We start from the raw sequence: 10840 nt of genomic DNA, 5'->3' as shown, positions 1-10840 counted from the left end.
GTTGAAACCCCGCTTCGGTCGCGAAACAAGGCAACCCCACTTCCGGGCGGGATTCGTGGTCGCGCAGCAGAATTGTCATGAATAATTTAGGCTAGGCCTTCGCTTCGAGCACGCGGCTGGGCAACATCGCCGCGTCTTCCATGCCGTGAATGATCTTCTTGTCCGGCGGGCAAAAGGTCGCCAAGGCGCCCGCCAGCTTCACGGTCTCCCCGTCGGTGAAGTAGTAGGGATTCAAGCGCAGGCGACCGCTGGCTTCGTAGACCGTGCCATCCTCTCCGTAGAGCGGATGCTTCAGCTGCACCGACTTGCTGAACTCCTGCAGCACGTGCGGGTGCGTATCCGCCATGTCGACCGCCTCCTGCAAGGCATCCTTCCAGTCCTCCTTGGAAACGTCGTTTCCGATCACCACGCTGCGCGATCCCCAAGCCGTCTCGTGAAAGCCGGAAATCTTAAGCACCAAATTACGCTCCTTCTGGCTCGCTTCCGCCAAGTCCATCCAGGAATGCAAGGGCTTGCCTTGGGCAACCGGCCCATCGATCACCGCCCCTGGCGGCAAAGGCGCCGGATCCACGATCCAAGACTTCGGTATCAACTTCTTCAATACCTTGAACGACTTCTTGGATAGGTTCTCCTTCCAAAAGCCTTCCAGCAAATGATGGTGGAAAAGGGCCATGCCCATCTTCTCCTCGAGGAACGGCTTCGCGGGCGGCGTCATAGCCACCTCCCCATTTTCCACCGCCTCGAAGATGAACTCCGCTTCCGGCAAGTTCGGCAAATCGAACAGCTCGAAGAAGCGATAAACGACATCGATCTTCTCCGGCGACCCATCCATGTCGAAATACACGGCGCCGCCCAAAGGAAAGACCTGCTGTACCCACAGGCTGTATACGCGATAACCGCGACGCTGCAAACGCTCCGCCAGCCAGTCCATCTCCGGCTTGTAGGTTCCCGCCTCCTCGCTCACCGCCAACACGATCACCGGAAAGTCTTCATGGGGAGCGAGAGCCGCAATGCTGCGATAGAACGCTTCTTCCATCGCTCCGCCAGAGCCCAACATCCCTTCCGCGCCGGCGCCTTCGTATAAGTGATTCAAATACGCGGTCAGCCCAATGCCCCCCGGAACCGAATCGAGTTCGGATAGCGAAAACCCGTCCTGCGTCACTAGCAAGTCAGGGCGGATCACCGGCGGCAAGGCACCCTTGTTCGCCTTGCTCCGACACGCTTCCAGCAAGCTCTTCGCCTTGCCGCGGTCCAGGTACTCCGCCACCCAAGGAGCGTAGAGGTCCTTGTTTCGCAGAAGCTTCTTCCCTTCGAAGGAACGCCGGTAGAGCAGCTCCAGGGCCTGATAGAACTCCAAGCTGGCTTGCCCGATCTCCTCCAGCTTCGCCACGATCTCCGGCGTCAAGCGCCAAGGCTCGGGCGACATCCGCCAAGACTTGCCCTCGAAGAGCTCCTGTTCCGAAAATGCTGTCTGTAGTGCGGCGAGTTCCATTTCTCTCTGATAAGGTATTAGCTAATTGGCGATGCGTTCTAGGCGACGAGGGAACGGCTAGTGTCGGTTTATGCGAAAGCTCCGCGCTCCGTCGGTTGCGACGACCGTAGCCCCACACGACACAAGCGATTCGCAGCATCGAAAAACTGCAGGAGAATCCTTCCGACCTCCCCTTGTCTGCTGAAATCCGGCCATCTCAAATTTCCCCGAACCTAGAACCTACCGCCGCTCAACCTAACCCAAATCGGCTCAATCCTCGATCTGGATCTCCTTGTTGCGGGAACGAGGCGAACCGGCTCGCAGCCAACCGTAGACGAAACGATCGATATCGCCGTCCATCACCGCTTGGATGTTCCCCGTTTCCACGCCCGTGCGCAGGTCCTTGACCATCTGGTACGGCTGGAAGACGTAGCTGCGGATCTGGTTGCCCCAGCCAATCTCGCCCTTCTCGCCGTACATCTTTTCCATGGCGCTGCGCTTCTCGTCCTCCTGGCGCTCGTAGAGCCGCGCCTTCAGCATCTTCATCGCCGTGGAGCGATTCTTGTGCTGCGAACGGTCGTTCTGGCACTGCACCACGATGCCGGTCGGCAAGTGAGTCAGGCGGATCGCCGAGTCGGTCTTGTTGACGTGCTGGCCACCCTTGCCGCTGGCCCGATAAGTGTCCTCGCGCAGGTCCTTCGCTTCCACCTCGATTTCGATGTCGTCCTCGATTTCCGCCACCACGTCCACCGCGCAAAAGGAAGTATGCCGACGCTTCTGCGAGTCGAAGGGGCTGATGCGCACCAAGCGGTGCACCCCGCGCTCCGCATTGGCGTAACCGAACGCATTTTCGCCCACGATGCGCAGCGTCACCTTGTCCAAGCCCGCCTCTTCGCCGGGGAGCATGTCGATCACTTCGACCTTAAACCCGCGACGCTCCGCCCAACGCGTGTACATGCGGTACAGCAAATCCGCCCAATCGCAGCTCTCCGTGCCGCCCGCCCCCGCGTTGATGCTGAGCAGGGCGTTGCAGCGGTCATGCGGCTTGTTCAAGTAACATTGGATCTCCAGCTCGTCGAGCTCCTCCTTCAAGGCCTCGGCCGCGGCATGCAGCTCCGCCGCTTCGTCGGAAAGCTCGTCCACGCTCTCTTCCTCCAACAGCTCCTCCATGGCCCGAGCATCTTCCAGCTTGGACATGAAGGAAGTCATGCCGTTGACCACGCCCTTCGCCAGGTTAGCCTGGGCAATCACCTTCTGAGCCGCCTTCTGGTCATTCCAGAACGACTCCGCGCTCATCTGCTCCTCGAGCTCCGCTATCTCCGTCTTCTTCTTGTCGACGTCAAAGATACCTCCAGAGGTATCCGGCTCTCTTTTCAATCTGGTCGTGAAGGTCCTTGGTCTCAGGCTTGATCATAGGGCGGGAACACTACCCATCCCCCAATTCCCAAATCAAGCTCCAACCCCGCCCCGCCCATGACATTTTCCTGACAATTCTTTTGCCAACCCATGACAAGCCCCCGCCCCACATCTGCTTTAATTCCCAGCGAACCGGAGACCGCCCCGCGCGGACCTCCATCCACTCAACCCGGGAAACAAAACACTCTCATGAAACACCGACACCTATTCGCCTTCCTCCTCGGACTCGCTCCGATCCTCGCCCACCTGCTCGCCCCAGCCGCCTCCGCCGCAGCCACCGATCCCACCGTCGCTCTCACCGCCGAGCTCGACTACGCCCAACTCTCCGCCGAAGGAAACGACACCGCCATCCTCAAGGTCAGCCTCCTCCCCGCCCACCTGCGCCGCGACTACGAGCGCCCGCCCCTCAACCTCGCCATCGTGCTCGACCGCTCCGGATCCATGAACGGAGCCAAGATCGAAATGGCCAAGCGAGCCATCCACCGAGCCTTCCAAACCCTGCAGCCACACGACTACGTATCCATCGTAGCATACAACAACAGCGCCCGCACCCTCCTCCCCCTCACCCAAGTGCGACGCGTCTCCAACCCCAGCGCCTACATCGACCGCATCCACGCCGACGGCGGCACCGCCATCTACGCCGGAGTCAATCTCGGAGCCGCCGAGCTCCGCCCCGCCCTCAACGACAGCGCCGGCATCAACCGCATCCTGCTCCTCTCCGACGGTCTCGCCAACGAAGGCCCCTCCTCCGTGCGCGACTTCAAGCTGCTCGGCCAATCCCTCGCCCGCGAAGGCATCACCGTATCCACCATCGGACTCGGACTCGGCTACAACGAAGACCTCATGGCGGGACTCTCCGCCGCCGGACAAGGAAACGTCTACTTCGTCGAAACCGCCAACGACCTGCCGCGCATCTTCGACTCCGAGCTCGGCGACGCCTCCAGCATCGTCGCCCAAAACGCCGTCATCGAGATCGAGTGCCTGCACGGCTTCCAGCCCCTTCGCATCATCGGCCGCGACGGCCGCGTCCAAGGAAACCGCGTCACTCTCGACATCAAGCACCTCTACGCCGGACAAGAAAAGTTCGCCCTCATCGAAGTCCGCAACCCCGGAGGCAAAGCCCACTCCACCCAAGAAATCGCCGCCATCACCACTCGCTACCAAGACATCGACTCCGAGCAAACCTACGCCGTCAACCACACCGCCACCACCACCTTCGCCGCCGACCGCCAGGAGAAGGAAAAGTCCGTCAACATCGACGTGCAGCGCCAAGTCGTCTACAACTACATCGCCATCGCCCAGGACGAAGCCGTCGCCCTCGCCGACCAAGGCAAGGTCCCCCAAGCCACCGCCGCCCTCAGCGAGCTCGAAGATTGGATAGCCACCAACAATACCGTTTGGAACGACGCCGAAATCGAAGAAAAGCGCCTCGCACTCGAGTCCACCGCCACCACCCTGGAAACCCAAGGCCTCGACAATAAGTCCCGCAAAGAAATGCGCTCCTCCTCCTACCAAACCCGCTCCCAACAAAAGTCATACTAACTACCGCAGCGCGGAGCTTCAGCCCGCGACCGCAAACAATAGAATCGGCACTGCGGTCTCCCGCCGAAGCTCCGCGCGACTTCCCCACACCAAAAAACACCCTTCACACCGCCGCCGACTCCCATCAGCCTGACTCCATGCCCAAGAAGCCCAAACTGGCCCTGCCCCTCCTCCTGCTCGCAAGCACCACGCTCGCCATCGGGGCGATCGTCTACGGGCTGCTCTGGCGGGAAGCCGACCGCTTCCGGCAAGCCAACCTCCTCGCCGCCAACAACCAAGCCGCCACCGTAGTTGAAAACATAGGACTCACCGTCGCCGAAATCAAAACCGCCGTCACCGAATCCCTCCTCGCCTTCGAAGGCCCCAACTTCGCGCCCCAACTCGCCGCCTGGCAGCAACGCGACCCCCTCGTCTCCTTCGCCTTCTCCTGGAAATCCTCCTCGCCCGACACCGTCGAGCTCTTCCCCCAAGACCCCGCCCTCGCCCCCCATTTCAGCTCCCTCATTCGTCCGCCCAAAGAAGGCTGGATCTGGGACGCCCCCCGCTCCGTCACGGACCTCAAGGAACGCGAAGCCTTCGCCGACGTGGCTGGCGACTCCGCCCCCCAACCCAGCTCCTACAACTACGGAGCCAATACCACCCTGCGCCAAGAAATCCGCAGCCAATCCCAGATCTCCACCCAGGTCGCCAAAAGCTCCTACCGAAAAAAGCGCGAAGCCTGGACCTCCGACTCCACTCGTTGGATACACGATTCCCAAAAGGGCGAAAGCTATTGGATCGGCATCTCCAGCTGGAACGACGGCCAAGCCATCACCGGCGCCGTCATTCGCCTCAGCGACCTCTCCCATCTCCTGCAAAAATCCTTCCCCGCCGAACTAGCCCCCAATATCGAACGTTTCGTCATCCAGGACCGGAACGGGAAACCCGTCGCCACCACCCTAGACGGAAGCGCCTCCCGCTACCGCTCCGACTACCTCAGCCGCGGATCCGGAGAGCAATTCTCCCTCGGCAGCGAACTCCCCGGCTGGAACCTCATCCTCTACACCCAGCTCGACGGCAGCCTCAGCAGCGTGCTCACCAGCGCCGCCGGCCTCGGCACCACCGCCGTCCTGCTCACCCTCTTCGGCACCGGCCTCTGGCTCGTCTGGCAAACGCGCGCCAGCCAGCTCGACGCCGCCCGCAAAGTCTCCTTCGTATCCAACGTCTCGCACGAACTTAAAACCCCGCTCACCACCATCCGCATGTACTCGGAACTCCTGCAAAGCGGACGCGTGCAGGACTCCGAAAAGCGCATCAAGTATCTCGATACAATCTCCGGCGAAAGCAAACGCCTCACCCGTCTCGTCAACAACGTGCTCGACTTCTCCCGCCTAGACCAAGCTCGCGCCAAGCTCAACCTAGCCACCCAAGAGCTCGATCCCGTACTCCAAGCCTACCTTGAGCTCCGCCAAAGCGACCTAGCCCGCGCAAACTTCACCCTCGAAACCGACCTCCAACTCGGAGACGCCCAGCTCACCTTCGATCGCGACGCCCTCTGCCAAATCATCGGCAACCTCATCGACAACTCCCTCAAGTACGCCAAGCAAGGAGCCTGGATACGCATCCAAAGCAAACGTATCCAAAATCGCGCCACCATCCAATTCTCCGACAAAGGCCCCGGCCTTCCCCCGCACCTGCGCAAGAAGACCTTCCAAGCCTTCGCCCGCGGCGACGACTCCCTCACCTCCGAAACCTCCGGCTTCGGCCTCGGCCTCAGCATCGCCCAAACCCTCGCTCACGAGATGGGCGCCACGCTCCGCTACCAGCATCCCGAGAACAAAAGCCAAAATCCAACCTTCACCCTCGAATTCCCCCTTCCCGCCCTAGAACGATGAGCAAGAAACGCATCCTCGTCGCCGAAGACGATCCCCACATCCGTACCGGACTCGTGGATACGCTCGAAAGCGAAGGCTACCACGTCGCCTCCGCCGCCAACGGCAAGCAAGCCAGCAGCCTCTTCTCGCAAGAAACTTACGATCTCGCCCTGCTCGACATCATGATGCCCGGCAAGGACGGCTACGCCCTCTGCCAAGAGTTCCGCGCCAAGGCCCCCCACACCGCCATCGTACTGCTCACCGCCAAAAGCCAGGAGATCGACAAAGTGCTCGGCCTCAAGCTCGGAGCCGACGACTACATCACCAAACCCTTCGGCGTCCTCGAACTGCTGGCCCGCATCGAGGCCATCTTTCGCCGCACCGCCGCTGCCGCGCCCGCAGTCCCCGAGCTGCCCAGCAAGCTCCCCTTCGGCCCCGTCACCGCCAACCGAGCCACCTACAAGCTCGAATACCAACAACAAGAGATCCCCCTCACCGAACGCGAACTCAAGCTGCTCGAACAATTTCACCTCCACCCCGGCGAAGTCCTCAATCGCTCCACCCTGCTCGACCGCGTCTGGGGAATCGAATACTACGGCACCACCCGCACCCTCGACCAACACATCGCCCAGCTCCGCAAAAAGTTCGCCACCCTCGGCGCCCAAGACCCCATCGAAACCGTGCACGGCGTCGGCTACCGCAGCCAAAGCTAAGCCCCCTCACGCTCGCGCCGATCCACCACACCGATTTCTCCACATGCTCATCCTCATCGCCGCCCAAACCCTCGACGGATACATCGCCCGCCTCGACCGCCCCGGAACCGACTTCTGCAGCGACGCCGACGCCCTCTTCCTGCGCGAAACGCTCAAAGACTTCGACTCCCTCATCATGGGCCGCAAGACCTACGCCACCCTCCGCGAACGTATCCAAAACTCCACGTCGAAACGCTACCTCCGCAAGATCGTCACCCGAGACCCGCAAGCCTACGCCGCCGACACCCGCCCCGAACTTATCGAATTCACCCAAGCCCAGCCCGCCGACGTCCTCTCGGAACTCGCCGAACGCGGACGCAAAAAAACCGCCCTACTCGGCGGCGGCGAAATCTATACCCAATACCTCGAAAGCGGCCTCGTCGACGAGCTCTGGATCACACTCGAGCCCCTGCTCTTCGGCAACGGAGTTCCACTGCTCAACAGCCCCCGCGAACGCCCTCTCACCCTCATCTCCAGCCAACACCTCAGCGGCAACACTCTCCTGCTCAAATACAAGCCCGCCTCCTGAAGCGACTCCCGCCGCGTCCTAGTCGGCCATATTGTGCGAGTGAAACTCGTCCGAAAACAGGCGGAGCAAACTGTTCAGCTCCTCGGTAATCTTCTCCGGGCGATTCGCCACGCCCATCATCTTGCGCTCCCAAGTCGCCAACGACATTGATACCGCGCGATCCTTCGGACGCTCCAGCTGGGCCATCTCCCGTAGCTCCAGCTTCACCATGTACAGATGGCTCGGCCCCTGCACATGGGCCACGTCGATCGCCACCTCCAAGTACGGTTGCCCCGGCATCACGTCCAACTCCATCGAAGAAAGCAGCCGCACGTCAAACTCCTCCAGAGACTTCAAAGCCTGCTCCTCCACATCCTCGTAGGAAAGGTCGAAGGAATCCGATTGGATATTCAGCTGTCGGATCTCCAAGCCCACCCCCTGCAGGTTCGTCAACACGCTATCCATGTAGTCTGAAGCCACGCACAAAACCGGGCTGAAAACAGCCACTGCCAAGATTTGGAAAATTCTCATAACAAGTACTTTAATCGACGAGACCCCACCCTAGCTGAAATTATCCCCAGCGCAGCAAAAAAACCGGATCTCCCCTAATCAATCCCACCAAGAAAAAGCCTGCCCCTCTCCCCAACGCCACTTCCTTTTCGCTCAAATTCGCTTCCAACTCTCTAGCGCTTCCCCTTCTCTCGCAGTTTCGCCATCCATGCACATCGACGCCGCCAACCGCCAAGCCACTCTCAGCGTAGGAGAATTCTCCGCCTTCACCCCCTACGCAACGCCCGGCTTCGGCGGCATTTCCGCCATGTGGCGGGCCCAGCTCGGCACCGAGTGGCACCAGCGCATCCAGAGCGAATCGGACAAGGCGGGCGAAGGCATGCAAAACGAAGTCGCCATCAGCGGCCCCCTCAGCTGGCGAAACTGGACCCTCCAGCTCACCGGGCGCATCGACCAACTCAAATCCACCGCCAACGCGCACCACCTGCGGGAAATCAAAACCCTCTCCGAGCCCGTCCCCCTCGGCCGCGACGCCATCCTCGAGCGCTACCCCGCCTACCCCCTGCAGCTGCTCGCCTACCGAGAGCTGCTCCTCCGATCGCAAGACTCCGCCCCGTCCACCACCCCGCCGACGGAGCCCTCCCGCTTCACCCTGGAACTCCTCTTCGTCGAAATCGGCTCCGGGCTCACCCAATCCCTCACCCTCGACCCCAGCTACGACGCCCTCCTCGTCGATCACCTCGATACCCTCGTCGACTATCTCGAGGCCAAGCAAGAGCGACTCGCTCGCCTGCGCTCCCTCGCCGTGCGGCCCGTCTACGACGCCCCGCGTCCCGGCCAGGAAAATATCCAGCAAGAGCTCGCCGACGCCTTTTCCCAATCCAAGGTCACCCTCCTCGAAGCCCCCACCGGCTACGGCAAAACCGGAGTCGCCTGGGAATACGCCGCCCGACGCCTCGCTGCCGGCCAATGCGACCGCGTCCTTTACCTCACCTCCAAGTCCACCGGCCAGACCGAAGCCCTCACCCGCCTGCGGGCCCTGCTCGCCAAAGCCAATCCCCCTGAGCCAAGCGCGGAAGGGCGCAGCCCCAAGGCCCTACCCGCCACCTTCTGGCACATCCGCAACAAGCAGGAGCACTGCATCCACCACGAATTCCGCTGCTCCCGCCAGACCTGCCCCTACCTCGCCGAACTCCACGAAAAGTGGAAACGCTCCGGCCTGCAGCGACTCTACCTGCTTTCCCAAGACGAGCTCGACCTCGAAACCCTGCGGGCCGAAGGACGCGCCACCGGCATCTGTCCCTACGAAATCATGCGTGCCGGCCTCGGCCAGCGCGACATCTGGATCGGCGACTACAACTACCTCTTCTCCCCCGCTTCCGCCCGCCTGCTCGCCGACCAGACCGACTTCGATCCCGCCCGCACCTTCCTCATCATCGACGAAGCCCACAACCTGCCCTCCCGCGTCGCCTCCTCCTACACCTACGAATTTTCGGTCCACCCCGTCTACGCCGCCCTCGACGACCTGCAAGCCAACAAGGCTCCCGCTCCCCTGCGCTCCCAATTCAAGACCCTAGCCAGCCTTCTCACCATCCAAGCCCCCGACCCCAAATCCCAACACCTCGCCCCCAGCACCGAAGCCGACTTCCGCCACGCCCTCGGCAAAATCAGCGACCACCTCACCAGCGAGCCCCTCGCCTACGAGGAACTCCAGCCCACCACCCTCGAGCTGCTTTTCCAAATCAGCTCCGCCCACGCCGGCCAACAACGAGGCGAACTCCGCCACCAACTCTGGTCACCCGCCCCCGGCAGCTTCCGCCTCGAGTGCATCGACGCCGCCAAGCTCATCGCGTCTCAGCTTTCCCAATACAACGGAGCCCTCTTCCTCTCCGCCACCCTAACGCCCCTTGACTCCTACCTCGACGAAATCGGACTCGGCGATAGGCAAATCCTCTCGCCCCAATCCCCGCCCTCCAGTGCAGCGGACCCCATCTACCACTCCACCCCGCCCGCCCCTTGGCGCCAAGACTCCTACGACGTGGCCATCGACCTGCGGGTCGACACCCGCTTCAAAACGCGCGGTATCCACCTTCCCACCACAGCATCCAGCATTGCGGCGGCCGCCGAAAGCGCCGGTCCCGTCATCGCCTTCTTTCCCAGCTACGCCTACGCCAAGCAAGCGAACGAAGCCCTGCAGTTCCACCACCCCGAGCTGCGCGTCGCCCTGCAGCCCCGCTCCGGCGGCAGCCTCGCCGACCGCAACGCCTACCTCGAGGAAACCCTCGCCTTCCACGACGTGCTCATCCTCATCCTCGGCTCCTCCTACGCCGAAGGAGTCGACACCCTCGGCGGCAAAGCCGGCACCGCCATCGTGGTCAGTCCCGCCCTCCCGGAGATGAACTTCATCCAGGAAGCCAAGCGCAAGCACCACGACGACCTAGGCCACAACGGCTTCGAACGCGCCTACCTCCACCCCGGTATCCAAAAAGTCAATCAAGCCCTCGGACGCCTAGTCCGATCGCCCGAGCACAAAGTCAAAGCCCTGCTCCACTGCCAGCGCTTCGCCGACCCGAAAACCAAGCGCCTGCTCGATCCCCTCTACCAGTCGAAACGATACATTCACGAAGAGAGCGACTTGAGGGAGTGGCTCTCATCGTAGCGCTGTGCTTTAGCCAGCGGCCGTGCTGCAGGATCTAGAGCATTTTTCGTTTGATCATTCGCATAAGGTAGGGCGGGACCGCCGGGCACGCCGCGTTTCCCTCATCACACAGTACGACTAACTAAACGA

At 61.8% G+C, this 10840-nt stretch carries 8 protein-coding genes; 5 read left to right on the top strand and 3 right to left on the bottom strand.

The genetic code is table 11. From position 1 onward, the window contains the following. Window positions 1–91: 91 nt before the first annotated feature. Window positions 92–1492 carry a hypothetical protein gene (locus QEH57_RS24240; RefSeq protein WP_309009393.1) on the bottom strand — a complete coding sequence of 467 codons (1401 nt, stop codon included), beginning with the start codon at window positions 1490–1492 and terminating at the stop codon, window positions 92–94. A gap of 249 nt (window positions 1493–1741) precedes the next feature. After that, window positions 1742–2885, bottom strand: a protein-coding gene (gene prfB, locus QEH57_RS24235; RefSeq protein WP_309009392.1) for a peptide chain release factor 2 whose coding sequence is annotated in 2 segments (ribosomal slippage) — window positions 1742–2812 and window positions 2814–2885 — 1143 coding nt in all. Because the reading frame shifts where the segments join, the coding sequence is not laid out codon by codon here. Window positions 2886–3076: 191 nt separating this feature from the next. On the opposite strand from prfB, the gene QEH57_RS24230 reads away from it, so the two are divergent. The 4 genes from QEH57_RS24230 (at window position 3077) to QEH57_RS24215 (ending at window position 7563) form a co-directional block, all read left to right on the top strand. Continuing rightward, complete coding sequence (locus QEH57_RS24230; protein WP_309009391.1) at window positions 3077–4429, top strand: VWA domain-containing protein; 1353 nt, start codon at window positions 3077–3079, stop codon at window positions 4427–4429. 137 nt (window positions 4430–4566) lie between these two features. Beyond that, complete coding sequence (locus tag QEH57_RS24225) at window positions 4567–6303, top strand: HAMP domain-containing sensor histidine kinase (RefSeq protein WP_309009390.1); 1737 nt, start codon at window positions 4567–4569, stop codon at window positions 6301–6303. Continuing rightward, a complete protein-coding gene (locus tag QEH57_RS24220) occupies window positions 6300–6995 on the top strand; it encodes a response regulator transcription factor (RefSeq protein ID WP_309009389.1) in 696 nt (231 codons plus the stop codon). The genes QEH57_RS24225 and QEH57_RS24220 overlap by 4 nt, the downstream gene beginning before the upstream one ends. Before the next feature lie 43 nt (window positions 6996–7038). Further along, on the top strand, window positions 7039–7563 hold the full coding sequence (locus QEH57_RS24215; protein WP_309009388.1) for a dihydrofolate reductase family protein: 525 nt from the start codon (window positions 7039–7041) through the stop codon (window positions 7561–7563). An 18-nt stretch (window positions 7564–7581) separates the two neighbouring features. Here QEH57_RS24215 and QEH57_RS24210 read toward each other — a convergent pair whose 3' ends face one another. Beyond that, window positions 7582–8073 carry a hypothetical protein gene (locus tag QEH57_RS24210; RefSeq protein WP_309009387.1) on the bottom strand — a complete coding sequence of 164 codons (492 nt, stop codon included), beginning with the start codon at window positions 8071–8073 and terminating at the stop codon, window positions 7582–7584. A 187-nt stretch (window positions 8074–8260) separates the two neighbouring features. On the opposite strand from QEH57_RS24210, the gene QEH57_RS24205 reads away from it, so the two are divergent. Continuing rightward, window positions 8261–10711, top strand: coding sequence for a helicase C-terminal domain-containing protein (locus QEH57_RS24205; RefSeq protein WP_309009386.1), 2451 nt, complete (start codon window positions 8261–8263; stop codon window positions 10709–10711). Window positions 10712–10840: the final 129 nt, after the last annotated feature.

Origin of the sequence: Pelagicoccus sp. SDUM812005, assembly GCF_031127875.1 — a bacterium.
In the GTDB taxonomy this organism is placed as follows: domain Bacteria; phylum Verrucomicrobiota; class Verrucomicrobiia; order Opitutales; family Opitutaceae; genus Pelagicoccus.
Note: the sequence above shows the minus strand (reverse complement) of the source record. Positions and strands in the feature narration are given on the sequence as shown.

What these genes read in the sequence shown, in the direction of transcription:
- QEH57_RS24215 (WP_309009388.1), top strand. Translation starts at nt 7,039, where the DNA reads ATGCTCATCCTCATCGCCGCCCAAACCCTCGACGGATACATCGCCCGC.
- QEH57_RS24220 (WP_309009389.1), top strand. Translation starts at nt 6,300, where the DNA reads ATGAGCAAGAAACGCATCCTCGTCGCCGAAGACGATCCCCACATCCGT.
- QEH57_RS24225 (WP_309009390.1), top strand. Translation starts at nt 4,567, where the DNA reads ATGCCCAAGAAGCCCAAACTGGCCCTGCCCCTCCTCCTGCTCGCAAGC.
- QEH57_RS24240 (WP_309009393.1), bottom strand. Translation starts at nt 1,492, where the DNA reads ATGGAACTCGCCGCACTACAGACAGCATTTTCGGAACAGGAGCTCTTC.
- QEH57_RS24205 (WP_309009386.1), top strand. Translation starts at nt 8,261, where the DNA reads ATGCACATCGACGCCGCCAACCGCCAAGCCACTCTCAGCGTAGGAGAA.
- QEH57_RS24230 (WP_309009391.1), top strand. Translation starts at nt 3,077, where the DNA reads ATGAAACACCGACACCTATTCGCCTTCCTCCTCGGACTCGCTCCGATC.
- QEH57_RS24210 (WP_309009387.1), bottom strand. Translation starts at nt 8,073, where the DNA reads ATGAGAATTTTCCAAATCTTGGCAGTGGCTGTTTTCAGCCCGGTTTTG.